Source organism: Pleionea litopenaei, assembly GCF_031198435.1.
Lineage (GTDB): Bacteria > Pseudomonadota > Gammaproteobacteria > Enterobacterales > Kangiellaceae > Pleionea > Pleionea litopenaei.
In genome coordinates this window covers 1,409,630-1,435,522 of sequence record NZ_CP133548.1, presented here as the reverse complement: position 1 = coordinate 1,435,522, position 25,893 = coordinate 1,409,630, and the positions used below count along the sequence as shown (strand labels likewise).

Sequence of the window (25,893 nt, the reverse complement as noted above, 5' to 3'; positions counted from 1 at the left end):
AATACGAATGTCTGCAAACCCATCTCCGTCACTTTGGGTGTTGATACCGGCGGCTGGGCGAGCGTCGAGAATGGGGCTCGCAACGCCCAAACCTTTTTTGGAACTTAACGGAAAGTTGATCATTGAATACTCCATCGAGTTATTTCATCGAGATCCACGTGTTAAGCAGATTGTTATAATGGCTGAACCTTCTGAGTTACTCGATCGTTTATGTCAGAAATACTCCAAATTGACCATTATTTCAGGTGGTGCAGAACGTAAAGACTCGGTAATGAACGGTGTCTCCTATGTACTGCAGCAAGATGATACTGCCTGGGTTGCGGTGCATGACGCGGCTCGGCCATGTTTACACTTTGACGATTGGCAACACCTTGTAGAACGGAGTTTTAATCGTTCAGTGTCTGCCATATTGGCCTCTCCAGTGGTGGACACCATAAAACAAGTTGACGGTTCACACGTTATTAAAACGGTCGACAGAGCTACTTTAGTGCGCGCTTTAACACCTCAAGTCACCTCGGCTAAAACTTTGTATCAGGCACTGATAAACGCTGATGGGCTACAACAGGTGGTAACCGATGAAGGGCAAGCCCTAGAGTTGATCGGTGAGTCGCTTGAGTATGTATTGGCTAAGCATGACAATTTGAAAGTAACTTATCCCAGTGACTTGCAGCTGGTAGAGCAAGTGCTGCAACTAAGAGAGAGTGGTAACGGTAAATGATGCGAATCGGGCATGGCTTTGATGCACACAAGTTTGGTGGCGAACCACCGCTAATTCTTGGTGGAGTGACGGTTCCATCAAACATTGGTTTGTTGGCACATTCTGATGGCGACGTTGTGTTGCACGCTATTTGCGATGCGATTTTAGGCGCATTAGCTTTGCGTGATATAGGATTTCATTTTTCTGATCAGTCACCTGAATTTTCGGGAATAGACAGTCGAGAGTTACTTCGACGGGTAACTCAAATGATGGTCGACAAGCAGTATAAATTAGGCAACTTAGATGTCACTATCGTTGCTCAGACACCGCGATTATCGAACTACATAGAGTCGATGAGAAAATGTGTCTGTGACGATCTACAAAGTGAACTTGAGCAAGTTAATATCAAAGCAACGACGACAGAAAAAATGGGGTATGTTGGACGCAAAGAGGGCATTGCCGTTCATGCTGTTGTGTTGCTAATGAGTGAGAAAGCGAATGCAATCTAATTCTGAAATATCTTTTCCATGGAAACCTAGTCAAAGTCCGGTGATTGCGGCAGCAAAATATAAAAGTTCGCCAGAAGATTTTATTGTTGAAGAAGAGCTTTCGTTTGAACTGTCAGGTGACGGTGAGCATGAATTTTTATGGGTAGAGAAGCGAAATGCTAATACGCAGTGGGTAATCAAACATATTGCTCAATGGCTGGGTGTGAGAGAGCGAGATATCGGGCACGCTGGTTTAAAAGATAAACACGGTGTTACACGTCAGTGGTTAAGTGTTTATCTACCGGGCAAAGCATTACCTGAAACGCTGTTAACTCATGACGACTTCGCCATTCTAAAAACCGTTCGACATAATAAAAAGTTAAAGATTGGCAGCATTCGAGAAAATCGTTTTACACTAATACTGCGAGCGGTCAAAGGCGAAAAAGAAGACATTGAGCAACGGCTACAGAAGATTGCTCAAACAGGGTTCCCCAATTACTTTGGGGAGCAACGCTTCGGATTCGCAATGAATAACTTATCAAAAGCACGGGCAATGTTGGTACAAAAAAGACGCTTTAAAAAGTCTCAACAATCGATCTATTTGTCAGCTATTCGTTCTTGGTTCTTTAATCAATTTTTAGCGTCTCGAATCTCATCTGAACACTGGCAGCGTCCAATGACCGGAGATCGTATCAACTTAAACTCAACTCGATCGTTTTTTGTTTATGACGCTGAAGACGAAGACTTGAGTGGTCGATTATTAGCGGGTGATGTCCATGTGGCAGGCCCGCTGCCTGGAAAAGATATCTTTTCTTTGCAACCTCCGCTGTCTGATGACTTACTTAAAACCTGGGAAGAGTATGCCGATTGCCTTGAATTTCTTCCGGGAAAAACAGACTTTCGTTCGTTGCGGGTCATTCCAGGAAACTTGAGTTGGCAATGGATGAATTCTGATGACGATTTAGAGTTGAGTTTTGCACTGTCAAGCGGCAGTTATGCAACGGCGTTACTGCATGAGTTGGGCAGTGTTGAAGATGCGGCCCCGAAGCATCGCAATGCCGGCTAACAGGATAGCATCATGAATATTTTATTGAGTAATGATGATGGGTATTTTTCACCTGGCCTTGAGCAACTGTACAAGCAACTTTCGAAGAAACATCAAGTAACGGTTGTGGCACCCGATCGCAATTGCTCCGGAGCGTCGAATTCTTTAACACTCGAAGTACCCATCAGGGTAAAACAACGCTCCAATGGTTTTTATTCGGTTTCGGGGACGCCGACGGATTGTGTTCATTTGGGAACCTACCACTTAATGCCGCAAAAACCTGACATAGTGATTGCCGGCATCAATCGAGGGGCAAATCTCGGAGACGATGTGCTGTATAGTGGCACTGTCGCTGCTGCAATGGAGGGACGTTCCCTTGGCTTTCCCGCCATTGCCGTTTCTTGCGTCGGTTCCAGCGAACAACATTACAACACTGCCGCGGTGGTTGTTTCTAGGGTGTTAGAGCGCTTGAGCGCAGCCGAACTAAGTAGCTCGCAAATTTTAAATATTAATGTTCCTGATTGCCCTCTGGAAAAAATTGCTGGATATCGTTTAACGCGCTTGGGAAGTCGCCATAGAGCTGATACTATAGTTCCAACAAAAGATCCCAAAGGACAGACGGTGTACTGGATAGGTCCAACGCCAGGCGCACAAGACGTAGCGGAAGGGACTGATTTCTATGCCGTTGAGCATTTTTTTGTATCGATAACTCCAATTACTGTCGATTTAACGGCTTACGATGTATTTGAACCAGTTGGGGAGTGGGTGTCGGAGCTATGAATTCATTTCAAGTGTCCGGAATCGGAATGACCTCGCAAAGAACACGCGAACGTCTTGTGAACCGTCTAAAAGAAGAAGGTATTCAAAACCAAACGGTGTTGAATATCATTGCTAATACACCGCGTCATTTGTTTGTTGATGAGGCTATTTCCCATCGCGCTTACGAAGATACAGCGCTTCCCATTGGTATGGGACAGACTATTTCTCAACCATTTATTGTTGCAAGAATGAGTGAGTTATTGCTTGATACGGGCGTGATGGATCGGGTTCTAGAGATAGGCACGGGTTCCGGTTACCAAACCGCTGTGCTCGCTCAAATGTTCAAAGAGGTATATACCGTTGAACGCATTGGTCCCCTGCAGCGTATTGCTCAAAAACGGTTACGAAACCTGCGCGCGTTCAATATTTATTATCGCCATGGAGACGGCTTTCAAGGTTGGTCGGAGAAGGCTCCTTACGATGCCATAATTGTAACCGCCGCACCAGAATCTATCCCAGGAGCACTGGTAGAGCAGCTGAACGAAGGCGGCCGCTTAGTTATTCCCGTTGGAAGTCAAACGGGCGAACAAGAGTTGATTCTATTGCAAAAAGTCGATGGTGAGTTACAGCAAATGAGCTTAGAGAAGGTTAAGTTTGTTCCTTTGCTAGCTGGAACCATCGAATAATCACGTCTTAGAGAAATTTCTGCTATGAAAATTTTTAGTGCAATGTATGACCGTTGCTTGCGATGGGCTGCCCATAAACATGCGGTTTATTATTTGGGTGGCATGAGCATCGCTGAATCGGTATTTTTCCCGATTCCCGTTGATGTAATGTTGGCACCTATGGCGCTCGCGAATCGAAACAAGGCGTGGTTCTATGCGACCGTTTGTACGTTAACGTCTGTGGTTGGTGGCCTGATTGGGTATTGGCTAGGTGCCGAATTGTTTGATGTTATCTTTCCCTACATTGAGTCGATGGGTTACGCCGAGCGTCTTGATACCGTTAAACATTGGATGAATGAGTATGGATGGATGGTGGTGTTCATTGCTGGCTTTTCTCCCGTGCCTTACAAGCTTTTTACGGTGAGTGCTGGCGTTATCGGAATGGCCTTGCTTCCCTTTCTTTTTGCCTCTGTTATTGGACGAGCTGCACGTTTCTATCTCGTTGCTGGCTTAATGTACTGGGGCGGCGACACCATAGAGCGACGCTTAAAGCCAATCATTGACTGGTTGGGCTGGAGCGTTATTTTACTTGCAGTATTCGGATATTTGTTATACAAATACCTATAAATCATGGAGTTACAAGCTAAACTTAAATTTACTTTTAAGTTATTGAGATTTAAAAGTGAACTAATTAAGTTTAAACAACAGTAAAAACCCCGGCCTTTCTCCTGTTTTTTTCATTAAAATCAAAGGGTTGGTATTAAGTGTGGCAAAGATGAACCGACGTAGTTATGCAGTTCGTTTGTTTCGACCCCTGACGTATGCTTTGGTTACGGCGGGGTTGTTTGCGTGTGGCCACCACGTACCAGCACCAGTGGTTAACCTTTCTTACGACTACAATCCTCCTAGTAATCAACAGGTAGCGGATGAAAATCTACCTGAATTTCATTTAGTTGAAGAGGGCGATACGCTCTTTTCTATTGCTTGGCGATACGGTGTCGATTATCGCGAACTAGCCGACCTAAATCGAATTGATAATGATTATCGAATTTATCCAGGGCAAAAATTAAATTTTGCACTGCAGCAAAGTGTTGTGGAGCAAGCCTCATTTGATGAAAGCAAACTAAAACGAGCGGTTTTTCAAGCGCTTAACTTGCCTATACAAGAATCGAAAATTGCCGACTCCAACAACAGTAAGTCTTCAAAGGTTAGGGCTCACTCTCAGCAAAAGTCTAATAAACCAGTTGAAAGTGTTGCACAGGTCAAAAAAAGTTCAAAAAGTACTCGACAAGCTCCTAAGAGTTCAGGTAATGCTCATTACTCGGGTGTCAAAATTGCTCGATGGCACTGGCCCGTGAAGGGCTCAATTATTGATGGTTTTTCCGATGGATTATACGGCAACAAAGGGGTCGATATTTCGGGGAGACCGGGGGAAGCAGTTAGAGCTGCTGCCCAGGGTAGAGTGGTATACCGCGGTAACGCGCTTAAAGGCTACGGCAATTTAATTATTGTGAAGCACAATGATGACTTTCTAAGCGCATATGCCCATAACAGCAAAATTCATGTGAAAGAGAATGAAATTGTTAAAGCTGGGCAGGTTATTGCCGATATAGGTAACAGTGGTGCGGATCAAAGTAAGTTACATTTTGAAATTCGTTACCGAGGTAAGCCAGTCGACCCGATTAAGTACTTACCAAAACTATAAAAAAAGTAAAGAATTCCGAGCGTGGAACCCTCAGGATGATGCGTTTCTCGCTAGGCAAAACAATGCGGACAACCGCAGTTTTTAGTGGAGAGGTGAGTTATGAGCAAACAACAAGAAGTCATATTCCAAGACGACTCTAGTGAGGACGTTGAAACTTCCAGTTCGGTCGCTGATTCTCTATCAGAAGAGTATGCCGAATATCATAAAGTCCATGAAAAATCGTTGGACGCAACTCAATTATATCTTGGCGAAATAGGCGTGAACGCCCTTCTAACGGCTGAAGAAGAAGTGTTCTATTCACGCAAAGCTCAACGTGGGTGTGATAAATCTCGAGCCAAAATGATCGAGAGTAATCTACGTTTAGTGGTCAAGATTGCGCGTCGTTATACCAACCGTGGCTTAGCACTGCTCGATCTGATCGAAGAAGGTAACTTAGGTTTAATTCGAGCTGTCGAGAAATTTGACCCCGAGCGCGGTTTCAGATTTTCAACCTACGCGACATGGTGGATCCGTCAAACCATCGAACGCGCGATCATGAATCAAACTAGAACCATTCGCTTGCCGATTCATGTTGTTAAAGAATTAAATGTTTATTTGAGAGCTTCTCGAGAATTAGCGCAAACGCTTGATCATGAGCCGACGGCAGAAGAAATTGCCGAGAAACTCGATAAGCCAGTCGAAGACGTGTCACGACTACTCGGTCTCAACGAGCGAATTGCGTCGGTTGATACACCGTTTATGGCTGACTCAGATAAATCGTTATTAGATACTATCGCCGATGACAGAGATCTCGGGCCTGCTGAGCAATTGCAAGACGATGACTTAAAGAACAACATTGAACACTGGCTAGGTGAGCTCGGTGAAAAGCAACGAGAAGTTATTGCTCGACGATTTGGTTTGTTAAATTATGAGCCGTCAACGCTTGAAGAAGTCGGGGTCGAAATTGGCTTGACTCGTGAGCGTGTCAGACAAATTCAAGTCGAAGCATTGCGACGTTTACGTCATTTGTTAGAAAAGCAGGGATTGTCTCTAGAGGCTCTATTTAGAGCGTAAGTTAGATAGAGCGTAAGTTAGATAGAGACTAATTCAGACCATAGCCTGCTCGTAACAATCCTCTCCGAAAAAGCCCACTATTTGTGGGCTTTTTTATGTCTGGATTATTTGATAATTGCTGGCACAATAGATGAGTAATTTTCATTGAGGGCAAATGAGTGGAATCCTTTCAAACGATTTATCAACGAGCAGCAGAACGTAAAGGTGGAGAAAAAGCGTTATTAGCGATGCTGGGTAAACCTAGAACTAATAATGCGTTAAAAAAAATTCCCGATGAACGTTATCTTGCTGAAATGACAAAGAAAGTTTTTCAATCAGGATTTGTTTGGCGTGTCGTTGAAAATAAGTGGAAGAATTTCGAAGAAGTTTTCTTTCAGTTTAATATAGATAAGATTTTAATGATGCCGCCTGAAATGGTAGAGCGTAAAGCGAGTGATGAGAGAATTATTCGAAATCTTCGCAAGGTTAAAACCATACAAAATAACGCGCTTTTTATTTCAGATATTCGAAGAGAGTACGGTGGGTTTGGTCAGTGGTTAAATGAATTCCCTTCAGAAAAGATCACTGACTTATGGTTGGCTCTAAAGCAGCGAGGCGATAGATTAGGAGGGAATACTGGCCCCTATTTTTTACGCACCGTCGGTAAAGATACCTTCTTACTCTCGCGCGATGTAGAAGCATACTTTCGAACTCGCGATTTGATCTCAGGTGGCCTAACAACGAAGAACTCGTTGGCGAAAATTCAAGACGTTTTTAATCATTGGGCTGATGAGAGTGGAATGAGTATGCAGCAATTAAGTCAGATCGTGGCATTCGGTATCGGTGAAAACTATTTGTAACCATTACTCAAGCTATAAATATTGCTCAAACCAGTTTGGGAGATTGCATTGAGTTTACTTAAAACTTCACCAGTCCAATGGTCGCGATTAACCATCGTATTTGCTTGGTTGTATCATGGTTTGTTTCTTAAGTTAATTGCAATTGCTCCGCTTGAATGGCAGATGTCGAGTAGTTTGGGCTTGACTGAGCAGGGAACCTACTGGTTTATCAAAATCGCAGGCGCTCTGGAAGTTTGTTGGGCGGTGATGTTTTTTGCTTTTTATCGTAATAATCTTGTTATCGCGTTGAATATAATAGCGCTTTTAAGCTTAGTTTTTGCCGTGGCTTTACTTCAATTTGAATTACTCATTGAAGCGTTTAACCCAGTCACTACAAATGCCAGCTTGGTTGTTTTGAGCCTAATTATCTACCAAGATAACTTAAAGGCTCAAAACTCAGCAAAGCCTCACTGAAAATAATCGAACAATGAAACGTTAATCTTTTTTTTGGTTGCGATTTGAACGCCACATTTCTTCACTTACCGAAGCATTTTGACCAAGTATTCGGCAACAAACGAAAAGAAAATCAGATAAACGATTCAAATACAGTTGTCCAATTTTGTTAACGGTTTCTTTGTTAGAAAGAGTGACCATTCTTCTTTCAGCGCGGCGACATATAGTTCTTGCAAGATGACAGGTCGCTGTCGCCATATCGCCTTTTGGCAAAATAAACTCTTTTAAAGGAGGAAGCGTGTCATTGAGCTCCTCTACCCATGATTCGATAGTCGATAAATTGTCTTCTTTCACTAGCTGAAAATCAGGCATGGCCAGTTCGCCGCCAAGATTAAATAAGACATGCTGTATATCGTTGAGCTTTTCATTGATAACGGTCAACTCGCTGGCCGCCATAACCATTCCGATACTGGAGTTGAGCTCATCGATGGTCCCTATGGCTTCTATTCGGTGGGAGTCTTTCGCGACTCGTTGGTTTGAGCCTATGCCTGTTGTTCCATCGTCGCCGGTTTTTGTCACTAACTTCGAGAGTCTGTTTCCCATGAGGTTTTCCTATGAGTTTTTTAAATGTTTAAGCACCAAATAATAAAAAAGGAGCGTGCGCTCCTTTTTACGGTAGTGGAATGGGTTTAGATACTAGGTCGTTGTCGAAGACTAATCAACAATTGAGTTGACTTTTTCACTCGCAATGATTGGCGTTGAACCTTCAGATTGACGAGCACTTTTCGCCGGTGAATTATCTGCGATCATTTCTCCTGCATCTAGCAGTTCGACGTTTCCAGGGCGCTCTTCATCCAACCAGACCAGAACGTCGTAGTAGCGACGGATGTTGGTGACATACTGCACAGGCTCGTCGCCTCTGGCATAGCCATATTTGGTTTGTTTGTAGTATTTCTTTTGTCGTAATAAAGGCAATCGTTCTTTTACATCGACCCATTTATCGGGGTCGGCGCCTTGTCGCTCGGTAATAATGCGAGCGTCTTCAAGATGACCCCAGCCAATGTTGTAGGCAGCCAGCGCGAGCCATGTTCGATCAGGCTCACCAATTCGGTCAGGAATTCGATTGCGCATAATGTCGAAGTACTCAGCGCCGCCGCGGATGCTTTGTTCCGCATCAATTCTGCTTTCAATACCTAACTGACGGGCAGTATCGAGCGTTAACATCATTACGCCTCGAACACCGGTGTGCGATTTAGCCTTGGGATCCCAATGCGATTCTTGGTAGCCCATTGCGGCGAGTAAGCGCCAGTCGAGATCATTTTGAGCGGCTTCTTGAAACATGGGTTTCAACTCTGGTAATTCGGTTTGAGCCGCCTTCATAAAGGTTTTAGCGCCAACGTAATCAAAGTCATTCACGTGACCGTAATACTGATCAACAAGTTGTGCAATTTTGCCCGTTTGTTGCTGCTCGCCAAAAAACTTCACGACTTCATGCAGTAAAGAGTAGTCTCCGGTCTTTGCCAATGCCCATGCTAAGTGCTGAGGTTGGCCGATGGTGAACCCGATGGCGAGTTCAGTATTGTAGCGACGGTTTAAGTTTAACTCGATAGAGTCGGTTATGGTGTAATCAATCGATTCATCTAGCACCATTTGCAGTAACTCTTCTGGCGAGTGTTCTTCGGTCTCTTGCCAGCTGAGTTTCGGAAATTCGGGTTTTGCTTCGAGTAACATACGGGCGTGTGACGACCCTGCAATAACTTTAAGGTGGCCATCAAGTTGACCGAAGTGCCGTGGCCACTCTTTTCCCTGTTTAAACACTAGTTTTGCAGTGACTTCTTGGTAGGCAGGGCCAAACAGAAAGTTAGTTTTGCGGTCGTCGGTCGCGGTCAGCCCCGCTGCGGCAATGTCTGCACGACCCGTTTCGAGCGCAGTGAAAATACCGCCGATGTTCTCTTCGGCCACAAAGACTGGCTCGACACCAATGGATTTGGCGAATGCAGTCGCCAGTTCATACTCGATACCAGCAGCTCCATCTTTTTCTACATAGTAGGTGGTTGGGCTATTGCGTGTCGCAATGCGCAGGACACCCGAATTTTTGATTTGCTGCAATTTACTGACTTGAGGTTCCTGACATCCACTTAAAGACACCAGAGAAACTGCAAAAATCAAAAATGTAGCTAAATATGACGCTAATTGTTTCAAACTACCACCAATTGTCGTTAACTTACCATTGCTACACACCATGCTCGAACATCCTTATACGAGATTTATGTGATCCAGTTCACTAAATTATCGGTGCTGAGCACGATTATCGCAAGAACTTATTGTGTGAAAATTAATCTTTTGACGATGAACGGTAGCTTAATGATTGGAATTAAAGGAGAATTTTTTTATCAGCAAAAAGCCGATCGCAACTTATCAAATAACCGGAATTGAAGTAAAATTGCGCCTTCTTAAAGTGTCGATACACCATTCAACTTGTCTTTAAAGAGAGAAAGCCGCATGTTAATTCTGCGTGGAGCCCCCGCATTTTCTGAGTTTCGCTTAAATAAGATAATTCGAGCTTGCCAAGCTAAAGGCCTGCCGGTTACCGAAATCTACGCCGAATATGTACATTTTGCCGATGTCGCAACTGCGCTAGAGGATGCCGAGCAGCATACTTTAAGCCGTTTGTTGACCTATGGGCCAGCCATTCCTGCGCATGAACCGTCTGGTGGCTTAGTGGTGGTTGTCCCACGACCAGGGACCATTTCTCCTTGGTCTTCAAAAGCAACCGATATTGCGAAAAACTGTGGTTTGAGCAAAGTTAACCGACTTGAGCGGGGCATCGCCTTTTATTTGAGTAACAACGGTGAGGCGCTAAACGCAGATGAGTTAGCGGCCGCACAAGAACATTTACATGACCGAATGGTTGAAGCCGTATTTGGCCAACTCGAAGATGCTCAAGTTTTGTTTCAAAGCGAGTCACCTAAGCCATTCACACGCGTCGATATTTTAAATGGCGGAAGGGAAGCATTGGTTCAGGCAAACAGTGAGTTAGGCTTAGCGTTGGCCGACGATGAAATAGATTACTTAGTTGAGCGTTTTAAAGAACTCGGACGCAATCCAGTCGACGTTGAATTAATGATGTTTGCGCAAGCCAATTCAGAGCACTGTCGACACAAAATATTTAATGCCTCGTGGACCATCGATGGCATTGACCAAGATAAGTCGCTTTTCAAAATGATAAAGAACACCTACGAGGTTGGTCACGAAGGTGTGTTATCGGCTTATCGTGATAATGCAGCAGTGATCGAAGGGTTTGAGCAGCCTCGATTGTGGGCTGATGCCGATTCTCACGAGTACGCTTACCATTTAGAACCCGTGCATATTTTGATGAAAGTTGAAACTCACAACCACCCGACAGCCATTTCTCCGTATCCAGGGGCAGCGACCGGTTCTGGGGGAGAAATTCGTGATGAAGGAGCGACCGGTATTGGTGGCAAACCGAAAGTTGGCCTCACGGGTTTCAGTGTTTCTAACTTAAAAATTCCGGGCTTTGAACAGCCTTGGGAAATTGACTACGGAAAACCGAGTCGAATCGTATCTGCATTAGACATTATGGTTGAAGGTCCACTTGGTGGTGCGGCTTTTAATAATGAGTTTGGCCGCCCCAACGTCTGTGGTTACTTTAGAACTTATGAGCAAGCGCATGAGTTCAGTTACGGGACTGAAGTACGAGGTTACCATAAGCCGATAATGATTGCCGGAGGCATGGGCAACATTCGTGCACAGCACGTAGAGAAGAATGAGATAAAAGACGGATACAAAGTGGTTGTACTTGGCGGGCCGGCGATGTTAATCGGTTTGGGTGGCGGCGCTGCATCATCAATGGCCTCTGGATCCAGCCAAGAAGACTTAGACTTTGCATCAGTGCAACGCGACAACCCAGAAATTGAACGTCGTTGCCAAGAAGTCATCGATACCTGTTGGTCAATGGATCAAAACCCGATCGAGTTTATTCATGATGTCGGCGCGGGTGGATTGTCGAATGCAATTCCTGAGTTGGTTCACGATGGTGAGAAAGGCGGAAGTTTTGAGCTGCGCCGAGTTCCTAATGATGAGCCGGGTATGAGTCCGGTAGAAATTTGGTGTAATGAAGCTCAAGAACGCTATGTGTTAGCCATTAAGCCAGAGAGCGTTGAACGTTTTACCGCAATCTGTGAAAGAGAGCGCTGTCCGTTCGCAATCGTCGGAGAAGCGACTGAAGCTTTGCATCTGACTTTGCACGATGAGCATTTTGATAATAAGCCGATTGATCTGCCAATGGATGTTTTATTTGGTAAGCCTCCGAAAATGCATCGAGAAGTTAAGTCGGCATCAACCACGACCAAAGCCATTGCGATTAATGCAACTGCGCAAGAGTGTTTAGAACGGGTTCTGTCCCTTCCTGCGGTGGCTGATAAAACGTTCTTGATTACCATTGGCGATCGAACCGTTGGTGGTTTAGTGCACCGTGATCAAATGGTTGGACCTTGGCAGGTGCCGGTTGCGAACTGTGCCGTCACAGCTTCAACGCTGCAGTCTTACACTGGTGAAGCAATGGCGATGGGTGAGCGTACACCGGCTGCGTTACTGAGCCCTGCTGCTTCGGCTCGCATGGCCGTTGCAGAGGCGATCACGAATATCGCATCAGCACGTATCAAACAAATCTCCGACATTAAGCTATCGGCGAATTGGATGTGTGCTGCAGGATTTGAAGGAGAAGATGCCGGGTTATACGAAGCCGTCAAAGCGGTTGGCATGGAGTTATGCCCTGAGCTGGATATTACGATTCCTGTCGGAAAAGACTCAATGTCTATGCGTACGGTATGGCAAGAGGGCGATGAGCAAAAGTCGATCACGGCACCTATGTCATTGATCATCACTGCTTTTGCTCCAGTCCAAGATATTCGTAAAACAGTGACACCTCAGTTGCGTACTGATCTTGGTGAATCTGAACTGCTGTTGCTTGATTTGGGCAAAGGTAAAAATCGACTGGGCGCTTCGGCACTGGTGCAAGTTTTCAATCAGTTGGGCGAAGACACTCCCGATGTTGATTCTGCGGCAGAACTCAAAGGATTTTTTGAGGCGATTCAAGAATTGAGCGAAGCTGGTCTACTGAAAGCTTATCATGATCGAAGCGATGGCGGTCTTGCTACGACATTAGTCGAGATGGCCTTTGCAGGACATTGCGGTGTTGAAATTGATTTATCGAGTTTACCTGGTGAAGATATCGCTGCTTTGTTTAATGAAGAGTTAGGTGCGGTGATTCAAGTACTGAGCAAAGACAAGCAGCAAGTTGAGAGTATTCTTCAACAATATGGACTCGCCGAGATGACTTATGACATTGGTAAAGTCACGGCAGAGCACGTGGTCAAAATACGCCGCAATGGAGCGCTGTTAATTGATCAGTCAATGCTTGAATTGAAAAAGATTTGGTCTGCGACCACGTATCAAATGCAGGCGATGCGCGATAATCCGGAGTGCGCAGAGCAAGAGTACAAGAGTAAGCTCGAAGCAGACAATCCTGGATTAACGCCAAAAATCACCTTCGACTTAAACGATGATATTGTGTCGGGTTTGACTGAACGTCCGAAGGTCGCCATTTTGCGTGAGCAGGGTGTTAATAGTCACTTAGAAATGGCAGCGGCGTTTTTAAAAGCGGGTTTCACCGCGATAGATGTTCATATGAGCGATGTGCTAGCAGGACGAGTGACTCTTGATCAATTTAAAGGCATTGTGGCTTGTGGTGGTTTCTCTTACGGTGATGTTTTAGGTGCTGGTGAGGGTTGGGCGAAGTCAATCTTGTTTAATCCTATTGCTAGAGAACAGTTTGCAGAATTCTTTAAGCGTGAAGATGCATTTGCGCTAGGCATCTGTAACGGTTGCCAGATGTTATCAAACTTAAAAGAGCTGATTCCGGGTACCGAGCAGTGGCCACATTTCGTACGTAACAAATCTGAGCAATTTGAGGCTCGATTTGCAATGGTGAAAGTTGAGCCAAGCCCATCAATATTTTTTACTGGTATGGAAGGCTCGCATCTACCGATTGCTGTATCTCATGGTGAAGGGCGAGCTGAGTATAAATCGACAGAAGCCGCTCAAACATCGAACGCGTCAGGTTTGATTGCTGCTCGATTCGTTGATAATCACGGTAATGAAACCATGGTTTATCCAGCCAACCCGAATGGCTCTCCTTTTGGTATCACAGCACTGACCAATGAAAGTGGACGAGTGACGATTATGATGCCACATCCTGAGCGAGTACAACGCAGTGTTCAGAACAGTTGGTGCCCTGATGAGTGGGGTGAAGATGGCCCTTGGGTACGTATGTTCCGCAACGCTCGAAAATGGGTGGGGTAGTCACTTAGTATTTATATCGCAAAACGAAAAAAGCCGGGAATTCCCGGCTTTTTTTGAAGGTCTAGATAATCAGTTGTCATTCATCGATTTTATGAACCGATCGGCTTCAGTAATTGAAGCATTCATTTGAGTCATTAACCGCGACACATTACTTTGAACGCCGGCCAGCTCTTGTTTTAAAGACGCGATCGCCTTGGCATTCAGGTTGTGCTTTAAATAGAGCACTTGATCTTTAAATACGTTCAGAACAGGAGTCATACTCGACTCCGCTTTTTTCATAGCGGTAATCAACTTACGATATTGCTGTTTCGTTTGGGTTAATTGCGAAGCGCTTTTTTGGCGCAATGAACGACTGGTGTATTGCTGAAGTTCTTCCTCCCACTCATTGAATAGAGCCTCCGATACCGACTCAATATCTTCAACTCTCTGCCGAATCTCATCCGCCAGTGCTTTGCTCTCATCGTACTCAGACTGCAAGTTACTGTATATCTCTTCAATTTCTCCGCCGTCAAACTGTACCGCTGCTTGAAACTTCTCTAGCGCGCTTTGAAATTGTTCTTTCGCTTCTTGTTGGCTATCGTTGGCTTTTTCAACTCGACTAACTAAAACATCACGTTTGTGAATGCCTACTTTTTCAAGCGCGCCATAATAAGCAGACTGACAGCCAGCGATGAAAAGTAGAACAAGGATAATAGGTAGATTCTTCATAGTCATTTGAATATTAGTATCGTTGCATCTAGTTAACCATTGACCGGCGACATTGTCGAGTGTAAAGCCATGATTTTGAAGGATTCGCTCTAACATATGGCACCAAGTGTAAGAGAAACTTGGTTTGGAAGACTAGTCTGGGATAATTGGGTTAGATTTTTTTGTCGCTTAGTTTTATTGTCTTTTAGTGCAGCATGCCAGCTTGTTGTGGCGCTGTTGATGTCGGGGCGGTTCTTTTTAGAGATGATGTACGACAGGTTGTGATAATCCATTATCCGGTTATTTTGCCAGAGTGATGCTTTGTGCGCGCCAATAAGGTGGTACAAACAAAGATTGGTAGAGTGGCAGGGAATATTCGATTGGCCAATACGTTATAGGTTTTGGGTATTGGTAGAAGGAGGTTGTGATGAAACAAGTAATACCTTATTCCAGCATGCAAGATGCCTTGAGCTCTCTCGACAATGGTGGACGATTTTATAATATTTTCACCAAAGCGGGTGATGGAAAGGTTGATCCCGCAGAGCTTAGTAAAGTGGCTGGCATCATTGGCGACCGACAGCGAATGTTTTTGTTTTACGAGCTAGCGCTATCAAATCTTGAGCAGTCTGCAGTGAATGAAGTGCAGTCTGCTCTATCTCCTGAGCTCAATCAACAGTATCAGTTAAATCGTCCTAAGAATTATAAGCCGAGTGAGGTACAACAACTGGGCTCTGCCGGTGAGGCGGTGATCATCTCTGGGTATCCGAAAGTCATCGATGCGAGAGATAAGTTAACCGGGTTTATCATGGTGCCCATTATGGCTGGAAAAGTCATGACGTTTACGATGATCCCAATTATAGAGAAGTTTCATGTTTATGAGCTCTATGACGAGCCAAGTGGCACAACGTTTATTATTGCTCATGCGAAATCTGACGCCCCTCTACCATCCAACTATTTCACTTTTGCAGGTGTGCTAAAGGAGTTAAAGCAGGATAAGACGGGAGCAAAAAGTGAAGAGTTGTTCTTAGAGGCCTTTTATTATGTAGAAGGCGAGCAGTAGATTATTTATCGATAAGGGAAGTTATCATGCGTGTTTTATTTACTTTAATCGTAACCATTATTTCACTCAACTCGGTCGTCGTCGCAGAAGCGAAAGAAGTTGACCAAGACAAGCTTGATCGCTACCTCAACTCTTTATATAAAAATGATAAAGCGATGTTGAGTGTTGCTGTACGAAAAGAAGGGAAGTTGGTTTACAGTCACGCAGTTGGACAACGAAAAAACGATTCGAAATCTTTAGTTAACAGTGATACACAATATCGCATTGGCTCGATATCAAAAACAATCACAGCTGCGCTAATTATGCAGGCTGTAGAGCAGAAAAAGTTAGCCTTGGATGCGAAGCTTAGTACTTTTTACCCGAATGTTAAAAATGCCGAGCAGATCACGGTTAAGCAACTCTTGAGTCATCGAAGTGGTTTATTTAATTTTACCAATGATCCTTTGTATATGTCTTACATGGAAAGTCCAAAGTCGAAGGCCGAAATTTTAGAAATCATCGATACCTACCCGGTAAACTTTGCGCCGGGCGAGAAGTTTGAGTATTCAAATACTAATTATGTATTACTCGGTTACATCTTAGAAGACATCTATAAAAAGACACTCCATGAGATCGTACAAGCTAATATATCGAAGCGATTAGAGCTACCGCGCACGGCAGTCGGCAGTAAAATTGATATCAGTAAAAATCAAGCGGATTCATTTTATTATGCCGACGGATGGAAGCCCGCAACCCACACTGATATGTCGATACCCCATGGTGCTGGCGCCATTGTTTCTACGGCTCCTGAATTGACTCAGTTACTGCATCACTTACTCTCTGGGGATATTGTGAGCGAAGCTTCTTTACAGCAAATGATGAAGGTTGAACAAGGTTATGGGTTGGGGTTAATGAAGTATCCTTTCGGTGAGCGCTCTGCATTCGGTCACAACGGCGGAATTGATGGTTTTGTGTCGAATGCTGCTTTCTTTCCTGAGGAAGATATTACCATAGCAGTGCTTTCTAATGGCGTTAATACCAATTTCAATGGAATTCTGATTGGTGTACTCAGTATTGTGTTTGACAAGCCGTTTGAGCTTCCAAACTTTGCTGAAAAAAGTATAGAGCTATCACTTGAGCAAATGACTGAATTAGAAGGTTCTTATTCCTCAGCCGATTTACCTTTAAAACTGAAGGTATTCATTCAAGATCAACAGCTCTTTGCGCAAGCAACGGGTCAAGGACCATTTCCATTAACGGCAATATCGCCTACGACCTTTAAATTCGAAAGAGCGGGAATTCGAATTGAGTTTGTTTCGAGCTCTGATAGTGCGAAGGAGTTCGTATTACACCAAGCCGGTAAAGCTTATCGCTATTCACTGGATCGTTAATTCGTTATCATACCGGAACCGTCAATTGTAGAGAGCCGAACAAAACATGAATCACGATTCAGACGCCAGCGGAATACCTGCCGCGTTTCTAGAGGTATTGCAGTGCCCGAAGCATGCTGAGGCTCTCCATTTTGATGGTACACAGTTAGTCAGTAATGACGCCAAAGAGTGTTACCCTATCATCAACTCAACACCCTGGTTGTTGCAAAATCCATTGCATTCAATGGTTGATTGGAGCATCAAGCTAAATCACTTCTCTCGAGTATTAGGGCAAGAAATTCAGCAACTAGAACGCGAATTAAAGAACAGTCAGGGCGCCACTCGCGAAAGGCTCGAGTTGTTATTGGGTGCGAAGCAGCGATTTGTTCAAGACATAAGTACGCTTGTCAGTCCTATTTTAAGTGCGAAAGTTGCGAGTAAACCCGTTTATGATGCTCTTAGCGATAGAGCGCCAAGTACACAGAACTTATTAAGTTATGAAGCCAACCTCTATCGTGATTGGGTTTGGGGTGATGAAGAAAATGAGCAATACGCCGAGTTAGTGACAAAAGCTCTTTCAGCTCAACAACATAATCGAGTCGCCATACTGGGCGCTGGTTCAGCACGGCTTTCCTATGATTTAGCACGAGCATTAGATCCTGAACTTTTGGTGAGCAATGATATTAATCCGTTGTTAGTTTTTGCTGCCAAAGAAATCCTTTTTGGACAAGGATTGGCTATCGATGAGTTTCCATTCCACCCTAAAAACATTGCTTCAACGGCTATTCGTCATCAAATTGAAGCGATAAAGGACTGTCCTGGTAATCTACATTTTTTATTCAGTGACGCTGCGAAACCGGCGTTAAGAGCTGCAAGTATGGATGTCGTTGTTACTCCTTGGTTAATCGATATTCAACCATTACCGCTTTTGAAATTTTTGAAAGCTATCAATCATTATCTTCCTACTGGTGGGCTTTGGGTTAACTTTGGTAGTCTAGTTTTTCAGCAGCAACGAGAAAGCTTGTGCTATTCGATTGAAGAGATTGCGTCGATTGCAGAACAAGCAGGGTTTAAAATCGAAGAAATTTCGGAGCAGGCGTTGCCTTACCTTAAATCGCCCTATAATGCAGGTTATCGAATAGAAACGGTTTGGTCATGGCGAGCGGTTAAAGTAAAGGATGTGACATTGTCAGAGAGCGTGGATAATTTGCCTGACTGGATAATCGATGCAACTCAAGCAGTGCCTAATGACTCGAAGATACAGTCTTTAATACAAACCAATCAGGTGTATATTGATCTCGCAAAAAAAGTAAATGGTAAGAGAAGCTTGGTTGATATTAGTAAGCATTTTGCAAGAGACTATAATGTTTCGCCGCAAGAATCCTTGCAGTTAGTTAAAGAGTTCTTTCAGAAAATAGCCTTCTCGTAATGACTTGGTTGAGTTGATAGAAGAGCTCTGCGCTTGTTACATTTTGAAACTTTTTCAATGGCCGTGTTGGTACTTTTTTGATGATGCCAATCGGAGAGTTCAGCTTGGGTTCATTTCTTTTCCCATAAAATAACTCCTTATGAATTGAAGCGCTTATCTTGAGTTTTTTGTGCAGGCTTCATTCAAAACATTATTAAAGTAAACCAAAGGAGTCATTCGGTGAAAAGTTCAACCCTTAAACATTTGAAAATTGTTACGGCCCTAGCCTTGACCTATGGCGCTTCAATCAGTCATGCGAATGACTTGAGCTATGATTACATTGAGCTGTCGGCGGTCGAGAGCCAAGTCTATGAAGATGGCGCAACCATGGATGGATATAAACTCGATTTTTCTTATCAATTTGGTAATCATTTTTCATTCTTACTTGGTTTCGACAATGTTAATGATAAACAAAGCTTAGCCAACTTAGATTATGAGCAGAGAGTTAAAACCAAACACTTTGGTTTTGGTTTTCGAAGCTCAGTAAGCGAGAATTTAGATTTCGTTGCGCAATACACCAATGATGATTATCGCTATACAGAAATTGAGACGGATAATTTGGGGACGGACAAGTTTACTTATAAGGATGATGGCGACACCATACGCATCGGGCTAAGAGGGCTGTTAGGCGAAAAGTTTGAATGGGATGCTTTCGGTGTGCGAAAAACCCTGAATGGAGATGGAGTTGACGTTGATGACAGTGGATATCAACTGTCATTAAGGTATCGACTCGCTGAGGAGCTTAGTCTTGGAATGTCTCGCTCGGACATTGGTGACTTTGAGGAAACTGCCCTGAGCCTGCGTTATACCTTTTAGTTCGCTAACGTGTCGTCTGACTCGATGAGCCCCTTTTAGATAAAGGGGTTCAGCCAACCTTCGATTATCGCAATTGCCGAATAATCTGCTATGATTTACCCTTAAGCCGTGGGTTTCAAACCCAAGTGTTCCACCCTTTTACCGCAGACCGAATAATGGAACATGACAGTGTAGGTAAGTTATTAAAAAGCACCTCTTTATTTTCAGATGAGCAATCGATTGATGGATTGACTCAATCTAATGAATATTTAAAAGCATTGATTGAGTTTGTAACATCGGTCATTCATATCAACTCGGTGGAAGAGGTTGTCTGGCTGCTGACGGATCGAATCATTGGCAAGCTCGGGTTTGAAGACTGTGTTGTTTATTTGGTTGACGAGTCGACCAACCAACTGAATCAAGTTGCCGCTTATGGGCCGAAAAATCCAGTAGAACATCAAGTTCTCGACCCTATTACTTTGAAATTTGGTGAAGGGGTTGTCGGTGCCTGTGCGAGTTTAAAACAGCCGATTCTTATTAACGACACTCGGCTCGAAGAGAATTATATTGTCGATGACGCACCACGCCTTTCGGAACTTGCAGTACCCATAATTTATGAGCAAAAAGTGATCGGTGTGATTGACTCTGAACATTCATCGTCTCATTTTTATACGCCACACCATAAGAATACATTAGAAGCCATCGCTTCGGTCATCTCGACTAAATACGCCAACGTTGCAGCAATTTCTAAATTGGAACAAACGATAGAAAAGCTCGAAGAGTTTAAAACGTTACAACAAGCCGTGTTCGATATAGCTGAACTGGTTTATTTATCGAGTAGCCTAGACGATTTTTACGCGCGCTTACACCGAATTCTATTGCGCTTAGTTAGAGCCGAGTCTTTCTTCATATGTTTGCACAACGAACAAGAAGGTTGTTTAGAGTTTCCTTATTGTTTTGATATGGAGATGGGAGGTGTTTTCGATTTTAGAATAGAGCAAAAAGACTTTCCTAAAAGCATGACTGCTTCGGTCGTCTTGTCGCAAGAACCAGGACTCTATCAAACTCAAGATATTCAAAAGTTTTGGGACCAGAAAAAAGTGCTGGTGAAAGGTAAGTTACCCCATAGCTGGCTGGGAATTCCCTTTACCACCGATGACGGGGTCAAAGGTGCCGTAGCCATTCAAAATGTGAATGAGATTGTTGAGTTTACAGACAAAGATGTCGATTTATTGGTGTATATCTCTCATCAAATCAGCATTGCTTTAAAACGCAAAAACGATGAAGCCTTGTTGCAACATTTAGCATTACATGATGATCTGAGCGGCCTAGCCAATCGAACTCTTTTTCTCGACCGTTTGAAACATGCGTTAAAGCGCGATCGTCGTAATCAACATTTTCAAACGGCAATTATGTTTCTTGATCTCGATCGTTTCAAATTAGTCAATGATGCCTATGGTCACCATATGGGCGATCGCTTAATCAAAGAAGTAAGCCAACAAATTCAGTCGTGTTTGCGTAGTTCAGATACATTAGCGAGATTAGGTGGCGATGAGTTCGCCATATTGGTTGAAGACATTGATCATGTCATTCTAGTTGAGCAACTCGCGCAACGAATTATTCAGCAGTTGAATCAACCGATACTGCTGGATGATATTCCCATATTAACCTCTGTTTCTATCGGAATCGCACAAGCGAGTCAGTATATTCAAGAAGCGAGCGAAATGGTTAAGCTTGCTGACAATGCTATGTATCAAGCAAAGGCTGAAGGAAAAGGGCGTTACGTTTTATGCTGTACCAGTGAGAAGAGTCGTGTTGTCGACGTGCTCACCATTGAAAATGAGTTAGCAAATGCGATAAAGAACGATGAGTTCAAGTTGGTCTATCAACCAGTATTAGATTTGAACTCAGAAAAAGTCGTTGGGTTTGAAACGCTGATTCGCTGGTTTCATCCGAAAAAAGGAATTATCTATCCCGATTACTTTATCGATGTAGCCGAGAAGTCAGGGCAAATTGTTGAGATTGATCGGTTGGTTTTAGCGAAAGCCTGTAAGATACTAGAGAGTTGGCAAGCAACGTCGAGCTCTTCGGTTTACCTTAATGTCAACGTATCGAGTAACTCATTAGCAACCCATGATTTTTTAAGCCGCTTTCAAGAAACAACCAATGCTTTTCAGTTTTCTAAATCTCGATTGAATGTAGAAATTACTGAACGGGCGTTAATTGATAATTTGAAGCAAGCCAACGTTTTATTACGAAGCATGAAACAGCTGGGCCATAAAGTCATTCTCGACGACTTCGGAACCGGTTATTCCTCTTTGAGTTATCTGCATCAATTGCCAATTGATATTGTTAAGATTGATCGTTCATTTATTATGTCGCTTGATGAAGCCGATGCATCGATATCCATCGTTCGTGCCATTATCTCTCTCGCCCAGTCACTGAATATGCAAGTTGTCGCTGAAGGAATCGAGCATGTAACTCAATTAACGGCGTTACAGCAACTAAAGGCTCATTTTGGGCAAGGGTATTATTTTTATAAACCTCTGACCAGTGACGACGCATTGGCGCTGTTTTATGAGTCGTCATGACCTGTAACAATTTGCTGCAACAATAACGCCTTGTCAGCCGTTATCTACTATGGCTCTGAGTAGTCACCGTGCTTGCTTTGTGGCATAGTGACGACACGCTAGTTAATTGATAAAACGACATGCCAATTAAATACACATCGCCAGCCGAACAAGAGTTTTGGGAACAACAATCTGTTCAGTTTTTAAACGGAATTCGTCGAGGAATAGAAAAGGAAAGCCTTAGAATTAATGATCGAGGGTACATCTCTCAAGCTCCTCATCCGGTCGCTTTGGGTTCAACCTTGACGCATCAATATATAACGACGGATTACTCAGAGGCGCTAATGGAGTTTATTACTCCTGCGACATCTACTCGAGAAGCACCACTTCAATGGTTACAAGAAATACATAGCGAAGTTTATCAAAACATTGGTGATGAACTGCTTTGGGCCACCAGTATGCCCTGTGTCATGGGTAAAGAGAGCGACATTCCGCTTGCTTATTTTGGCACATCGAATAGTGGCCGAATGAAAACCATCTATCGCGAGGGGTTAGGCCATCGATACGGTCGTTTTATGCAAACGATTGCCGGTGTTCATTATAATTTTTCATTCGCTGATGAACTTTGGGCGCCACTGCAAGAGGCTTCCAGCAAGTCATCGGCCGCTGGCGCTAAAAGATTGTCATTGCAAGACTATCGTTCAGAGCGGTATATGGGAATGATTCGAAACTTTCAGCGCAACAGTTGGATTATTCCCTTTTTATTTGGTGCTTCACCAGCGTTATGTGAGAGCTTCCTAAATGGTCGTCCAAGTCGACTCGAAACCTTGGTACCGGGAACTCGCTATGGCAAGTTTGCAACGTCGTTGCGAATGAGTGACCTGGGTTATCAAAACAATGTTCAATCACAACTTAAAGTGTCGACCAATTGCTTGAAAGAATATATCGCCAATTTAGAACATGCGATTCGAACCGAAGACCCTTATTATCAGTCAATTGGTGTATTAGAAAATGGGCATTACAAACAACTAAATGCCAATGTACTGCAAATAGAAAACGAGTTTTACAGTAATATTCGGCCAAAGAGAACTGCGAAATCCGGAGAGCGTCCAACGAAAGCGTTGCGTGAAGGAGGGGTTGAATATATTGAAGTTCGTGCGCTGGATATTAACCCATTTAGTGAAATTGGGGTGACTCAACAACAATTAAACTTTTTGGATGTATTCTTATTGCACTCAAACATGCAAGCGTCGCCATGCATCACTGAGCGTGAGGAAGCTGAGACGAAAAAGAACTTTGCCCGAGTAGTCAAGGGAGGGCGTGATCCAGCACTTTATTTATGGCATAACAATAAACAGCAGCGACTAGAAGACTTAGCAAACTCTTTATTCGAAGGCTTTGAGGTTGCTGCTGGTCTGCTTGACCGAGCCTATATTACCGACGACTTTTCTAAAACCATCAGCCAACTCCGAGAGCAAATTTCTCACCCCGAATTGACTTTATCTGGGCAGGTCGTAGCGACGATCGAACAACGTAAAGATGGTTTTTTCCCCTTTGCGTTGGAACTATCTCAACAATACAAAGCGGCGTTTCTAAATCAACAGAATAACCAAGACGTCACTAAACGGTTCAGAGAAGAAGCGCAGCGCTCATTAACTGAGCAAAAAAGAATTGAAGATACCGATACTCGAAGTTTTGAGGCGTTTTTAGCCAGTTATTTTGAAGACTGACGGAATTGAATACTGAATAACAAAAACGAAAAGCAACAAGAATTAGGGGTAGGATAGTGTCAACAGCAACTTTAATCACGTTTATTATTTATTTAGTGGGTATGCTCGGAATAGGTGTTTGGGCTTACTTTCAAACCCGAAATTTATCCGATTATATACTCGGTGGTCGAAAGCTCGGCGGTCTTGTCACTGGGTTGAGTGCGAGTGCTTCTGATATGAGCGGTTGGTTACTCCTTGGTGTTCCTGGTGCTATTTATGCCGGAGGACTGGGTGAAATGTGGATTGCCGTTGGGCTGGTAATTGGAGCCTATTTTAATTGGAAAATTACTGCTCCACGACTTCGTGTATATACCGAGAGGGCCAATAACGCCATTACCTTGCCAGAGTATTTTACTCATCGATTTGAAGATAACTCGAACTTGCTTCGTGTGATTTCGGCGTTGGTCATTTTAATTTTCTTTACCGTTTATGTGGCGTCTGGCTTGACTGCTGGTGCGAAATTGTTTGAAGCATCGTTTGAGATGGACTATCAAGTTGCTCTATTGATAGGCGCTATAGTGATCGTTAGTTATACGTTTGTTGGTGGGTTTCTTGCGGTTAGTTGGACCGACGTTGTTCAAGGCTTATTAATGGCGTTAGCTTTAGTGGTCGCGCCAATAGTGATGTTTGTTGAGCTAGGAAGTTTCGAGTCCATTCAAGCCGGTGTGATCGCGGTCGACTCGACTAAGACCGATTGGTTTGCTGGAAAATCGGCCTCTGACTTTTTATTATCGATCAGTTTTTTCTCATTAATGGCTTGGGGGCTAGGGTATTACGGTCAACCTCATCTTTTAGCTAGGTTTATGGCAGCCCAATCCATTCAGCATGTGCATCGAGCTCGGCGTATTGCGATGAGTTGGATGGTTATTAGCATGTTGGGAGCATTGCTCGTTGGTTATTTTGCGATTGCTTTTTTTGCTGGCTCGGAACATGCAGCGCTTTTATCTGGAGACAGCGAAAAAGTCTTTATTTTGGCAACACAAGTTCTATTTAATGAATGGTTCGCGGGCTTTTTGCTTGCGGCCATTTTGGCCGCTGTCATGAGTACCATTGACTCTCAATTATTGGTGACCTCCAGTGCTGTGACTGAAGATTTTTACCGTGTATTTTTCCGACGCATGGCGACCGACAATGAATTGATGTGGGTTGGCCGAATTGCAGTACTATTGATAGCAGCGATTGCCATTTTGATTGCCATGGATAAAGACGCCAAAGTACTGGGGTTAGTCAGTAATGCATGGGCTGGTTTTGGAGCGGCTTTTGGTCCTGTTATTGTGATCTCTTTGCTTTGGAAAGGAATGACCAGAAATGGCGCTTTAGCGGGTATGCTAGGCGGCGCAATTACGGTCATTCTCTGGATTTCGTTTAAGCAAGACATGGGTGGTTGGATGGCCGATACTTATGAAATGATACCCGGTGTCATAGTATCCACCGTGTTGATTCTGTTACTCAGTAAAACACAGATTCCAAGCATCACTATGGTGGAGCGTCATTCACAGGTTCTTGCCGATCTTAAACAGAAGGGATAGTCGAATGAGTATACATATTAGACCGGCCTTGAAGAATGATTGTTCACTGATTTTATCGTTTATTAAAGGATTGGCCGACTATGAAAAATTGAGCCATGAAGTGATAGCGACCGAGCAGCTTCTTGAAGACACGTTATTCTCGGAGCAACCAAGAGCCCATGTTTTTATTGCTGAGCTAGATGGTGAAGCAGCAGGGTTTGCTCTGTACTTTTATAACTATTCTACATTCCTGGCAAAACCCGGAATTTATTTAGAAGACTTGTTTGTGTTGCCAAAATACCGAGGCAACAAAATAGGGAAAGCGCTGTTGGTTCATCTAGCGAAAACTGCGGTGGAAGAAGGGTGTGGTCGGTTTGAGTGGTCAGTACTTGACTGGAACCAACCGGCCATTGATTTCTACCGTGCAATGGGCGCTGTTGGTATGGATGAGTGGACGGTGCAAAGAGTGAGTGGTGAGCAGCTTGAACAGCTTGCCAATACAAAGATTTAAATGAGCAGAGAGGTTGCCAAAGTATACGTGTCCTTTATCGCGATGCGAGTGGTATTTGGCTAGGTATTTAACCCTTCTGTTTTGTTCTAGGTTTTTTAGAGACGTTATT

At 43.8% G+C, this 25,893-nt stretch carries 22 protein-coding genes; 19 read left to right on the top strand and 3 right to left on the bottom strand.

Annotated elements, in window-relative coordinates; genetic code table 11:
* Positions 1–7: 7 nt before the first annotated feature.
* The 10 genes from ispD (at position 8) to Q9312_RS06325 (ending at position 7,704) form a co-directional block, all read left to right on the top strand.
* Positions 8–718 (top strand): 2-C-methyl-D-erythritol 4-phosphate cytidylyltransferase, encoded by a 711-nt coding sequence (gene ispD / locus Q9312_RS06370; RefSeq protein ID WP_309203751.1) that lies wholly within the window; start codon positions 8–10, stop codon positions 716–718.
* A complete protein-coding gene (gene ispF / locus Q9312_RS06365) occupies positions 715–1,206 on the top strand; it encodes a 2-C-methyl-D-erythritol 2,4-cyclodiphosphate synthase (protein ID WP_353961554.1) in 492 nt (163 codons plus the stop codon). Before ispD ends, ispF begins: the two co-directional genes overlap by 4 nt.
* Positions 1,196–2,251: a tRNA pseudouridine(13) synthase TruD gene (gene truD / locus Q9312_RS06360; protein ID WP_309203750.1), complete on the top strand. Its 1,056-nt coding sequence runs from the start codon at positions 1,196–1,198 to the stop codon at positions 2,249–2,251. The genes ispF and truD overlap by 11 nt, the downstream gene beginning before the upstream one ends.
* Positions 2,252–2,263: 12 nt before the next feature.
* The gene (gene surE / locus Q9312_RS06355; RefSeq protein ID WP_309203749.1) at positions 2,264–3,010 is read left to right on the top strand and encodes a 5'/3'-nucleotidase SurE; all 747 of its coding nucleotides are present in this window, start codon (positions 2,264–2,266) and stop codon (positions 3,008–3,010) included.
* Entirely contained in the window at positions 3,007–3,675 is a 669-nt protein-coding gene (locus Q9312_RS06350; RefSeq protein ID WP_309203748.1) for a protein-L-isoaspartate(D-aspartate) O-methyltransferase, read from the top strand. The genes surE and Q9312_RS06350 overlap by 4 nt, the downstream gene beginning before the upstream one ends.
* Positions 3,676–3,699: 24 nt before the next feature.
* A complete protein-coding gene (locus Q9312_RS06345) occupies positions 3,700–4,281 on the top strand; it encodes a YqaA family protein (RefSeq protein ID WP_309203747.1) in 582 nt (193 codons plus the stop codon).
* Between the two features lie 148 nt (positions 4,282–4,429).
* The gene (locus Q9312_RS06340) at positions 4,430–5,359 is read left to right on the top strand and encodes a peptidoglycan DD-metalloendopeptidase family protein (protein ID WP_309203746.1); all 930 of its coding nucleotides are present in this window, start codon (positions 4,430–4,432) and stop codon (positions 5,357–5,359) included.
* 99 nt (positions 5,360–5,458) lie between these two features.
* On the top strand, positions 5,459–6,412 hold the full coding sequence (gene rpoS, locus Q9312_RS06335; RefSeq protein ID WP_309203745.1) for an RNA polymerase sigma factor RpoS: 954 nt from the start codon (positions 5,459–5,461) through the stop codon (positions 6,410–6,412).
* A 158-nt stretch (positions 6,413–6,570) separates the two neighbouring features.
* Positions 6,571–7,251 carry a DNA-3-methyladenine glycosylase I gene (locus Q9312_RS06330; RefSeq protein WP_309203744.1) on the top strand — a complete coding sequence of 227 codons (681 nt, stop codon included), beginning with the start codon at positions 6,571–6,573 and terminating at the stop codon, positions 7,249–7,251.
* Positions 7,252–7,299: 48 nt separating this feature from the next.
* Entirely contained in the window at positions 7,300–7,704 is a 405-nt protein-coding gene (locus tag Q9312_RS06325; RefSeq protein WP_309203743.1) for a DoxX-like family protein, read from the top strand.
* A 21-nt stretch (positions 7,705–7,725) separates the two neighbouring features.
* Here the strand turns inward: Q9312_RS06325 and Q9312_RS06320 are convergent, their stop codons facing one another.
* Both Q9312_RS06320 and mltF read right to left on the bottom strand, forming a co-directional pair.
* Complete coding sequence (locus Q9312_RS06320; RefSeq protein WP_309203742.1) at positions 7,726–8,286, bottom strand: cob(I)yrinic acid a,c-diamide adenosyltransferase; 561 nt, start codon at positions 8,284–8,286, stop codon at positions 7,726–7,728.
* Between the two features lie 111 nt (positions 8,287–8,397).
* Complete coding sequence (gene mltF / locus Q9312_RS06315) at positions 8,398–9,927, bottom strand: membrane-bound lytic murein transglycosylase MltF (RefSeq protein WP_309203741.1); 1,530 nt, start codon at positions 9,925–9,927, stop codon at positions 8,398–8,400.
* A gap of 258 nt (positions 9,928–10,185) precedes the next feature.
* On the opposite strand from mltF, the gene purL reads away from it, so the two are divergent.
* Positions 10,186–14,067, top strand: coding sequence for a phosphoribosylformylglycinamidine synthase (gene purL, locus Q9312_RS06310; RefSeq protein ID WP_309203740.1), 3,882 nt, complete (start codon positions 10,186–10,188; stop codon positions 14,065–14,067).
* Between the two features lie 69 nt (positions 14,068–14,136).
* On the opposite strand, the gene Q9312_RS06305 is transcribed toward purL, so the two are convergent.
* Positions 14,137–14,871: a DUF2959 domain-containing protein gene (locus tag Q9312_RS06305; RefSeq protein WP_309203739.1), complete on the bottom strand. Its 735-nt coding sequence runs from the start codon at positions 14,869–14,871 to the stop codon at positions 14,137–14,139.
* 310 nt (positions 14,872–15,181) lie between these two features.
* Between Q9312_RS06305 and Q9312_RS06300 the strand changes: the two genes are divergently transcribed.
* The 8 genes from Q9312_RS06300 (at position 15,182) to Q9312_RS06265 (ending at position 25,784) form a co-directional block, all read left to right on the top strand.
* Positions 15,182–15,814, top strand: coding sequence for a hypothetical protein (locus Q9312_RS06300; protein WP_309203738.1), 633 nt, complete (start codon positions 15,182–15,184; stop codon positions 15,812–15,814).
* A 26-nt stretch (positions 15,815–15,840) separates the two neighbouring features.
* Positions 15,841–17,184: a serine hydrolase domain-containing protein gene (locus Q9312_RS06295; RefSeq protein ID WP_309203737.1), complete on the top strand. Its 1,344-nt coding sequence runs from the start codon at positions 15,841–15,843 to the stop codon at positions 17,182–17,184.
* A 46-nt stretch (positions 17,185–17,230) separates the two neighbouring features.
* Positions 17,231–18,592, top strand: coding sequence for a class I SAM-dependent methyltransferase (locus tag Q9312_RS06290; protein WP_309203736.1), 1,362 nt, complete (start codon positions 17,231–17,233; stop codon positions 18,590–18,592).
* 219 nt (positions 18,593–18,811) lie between these two features.
* Entirely contained in the window at positions 18,812–19,447 is a 636-nt protein-coding gene (locus Q9312_RS06285; RefSeq protein WP_309203735.1) for a hypothetical protein, read from the top strand.
* 155 nt (positions 19,448–19,602) lie between these two features.
* Positions 19,603–22,017 carry a bifunctional diguanylate cyclase/phosphodiesterase gene (locus Q9312_RS06280; RefSeq protein ID WP_309203734.1) on the top strand — a complete coding sequence of 805 codons (2,415 nt, stop codon included), beginning with the start codon at positions 19,603–19,605 and terminating at the stop codon, positions 22,015–22,017.
* A 119-nt stretch (positions 22,018–22,136) separates the two neighbouring features.
* Positions 22,137–23,726, top strand: a complete 1,590-nt coding sequence (gshA, locus tag Q9312_RS06275; RefSeq protein WP_309203733.1) for a glutamate--cysteine ligase — start codon at positions 22,137–22,139, stop codon at positions 23,724–23,726.
* A 56-nt stretch (positions 23,727–23,782) separates the two neighbouring features.
* Positions 23,783–25,294 carry a sodium/proline symporter PutP gene (putP, locus tag Q9312_RS06270; RefSeq protein WP_309203732.1) on the top strand — a complete coding sequence of 504 codons (1,512 nt, stop codon included), beginning with the start codon at positions 23,783–23,785 and terminating at the stop codon, positions 25,292–25,294.
* A 4-nt stretch (positions 25,295–25,298) separates the two neighbouring features.
* Complete coding sequence (locus Q9312_RS06265) at positions 25,299–25,784, top strand: GNAT family N-acetyltransferase (RefSeq protein WP_309203731.1); 486 nt, start codon at positions 25,299–25,301, stop codon at positions 25,782–25,784.
* Positions 25,785–25,893: the final 109 nt, after the last annotated feature.

What these genes read in the sequence shown, in the direction of transcription:
- ispD (WP_309203751.1), top strand. Translation starts at nt 8, where the DNA reads ATGTCTGCAAACCCATCTCCGTCACTTTGGGTGTTGATACCGGCGGCT.
- ispF (WP_353961554.1), top strand. Translation starts at nt 715, where the DNA reads ATGATGCGAATCGGGCATGGCTTTGATGCACACAAGTTTGGTGGCGAA.
- truD (WP_309203750.1), top strand. Translation starts at nt 1,196, where the DNA reads ATGCAATCTAATTCTGAAATATCTTTTCCATGGAAACCTAGTCAAAGT.
- surE (WP_309203749.1), top strand. Translation starts at nt 2,264, where the DNA reads ATGAATATTTTATTGAGTAATGATGATGGGTATTTTTCACCTGGCCTT.
- Q9312_RS06350 (WP_309203748.1), top strand. Translation starts at nt 3,007, where the DNA reads ATGAATTCATTTCAAGTGTCCGGAATCGGAATGACCTCGCAAAGAACA.
- Q9312_RS06345 (WP_309203747.1), top strand. Translation starts at nt 3,700, where the DNA reads ATGAAAATTTTTAGTGCAATGTATGACCGTTGCTTGCGATGGGCTGCC.
- Q9312_RS06340 (WP_309203746.1), top strand. Translation starts at nt 4,430, where the DNA reads ATGAACCGACGTAGTTATGCAGTTCGTTTGTTTCGACCCCTGACGTAT.
- rpoS (WP_309203745.1), top strand. Translation starts at nt 5,459, where the DNA reads ATGAGCAAACAACAAGAAGTCATATTCCAAGACGACTCTAGTGAGGAC.
- Q9312_RS06320 (WP_309203742.1), bottom strand. Translation starts at nt 8,286, where the DNA reads ATGGGAAACAGACTCTCGAAGTTAGTGACAAAAACCGGCGACGATGGA.
- mltF (WP_309203741.1), bottom strand. Translation starts at nt 9,927, where the DNA reads ATGGTGTGTAGCAATGGTAAGTTAACGACAATTGGTGGTAGTTTGAAA.
- purL (WP_309203740.1), top strand. Translation starts at nt 10,186, where the DNA reads ATGTTAATTCTGCGTGGAGCCCCCGCATTTTCTGAGTTTCGCTTAAAT.
- Q9312_RS06305 (WP_309203739.1), bottom strand. Translation starts at nt 14,871, where the DNA reads ATGTTAGAGCGAATCCTTCAAAATCATGGCTTTACACTCGACAATGTC.
- Q9312_RS06300 (WP_309203738.1), top strand. Translation starts at nt 15,182, where the DNA reads ATGAAACAAGTAATACCTTATTCCAGCATGCAAGATGCCTTGAGCTCT.
- Q9312_RS06295 (WP_309203737.1), top strand. Translation starts at nt 15,841, where the DNA reads ATGCGTGTTTTATTTACTTTAATCGTAACCATTATTTCACTCAACTCG.
- Q9312_RS06290 (WP_309203736.1), top strand. Translation starts at nt 17,231, where the DNA reads ATGAATCACGATTCAGACGCCAGCGGAATACCTGCCGCGTTTCTAGAG.
- Q9312_RS06280 (WP_309203734.1), top strand. Translation starts at nt 19,603, where the DNA reads ATGGAACATGACAGTGTAGGTAAGTTATTAAAAAGCACCTCTTTATTT.
- gshA (WP_309203733.1), top strand. Translation starts at nt 22,137, where the DNA reads ATGCCAATTAAATACACATCGCCAGCCGAACAAGAGTTTTGGGAACAA.
- Q9312_RS06265 (WP_309203731.1), top strand. Translation starts at nt 25,299, where the DNA reads ATGAGTATACATATTAGACCGGCCTTGAAGAATGATTGTTCACTGATT.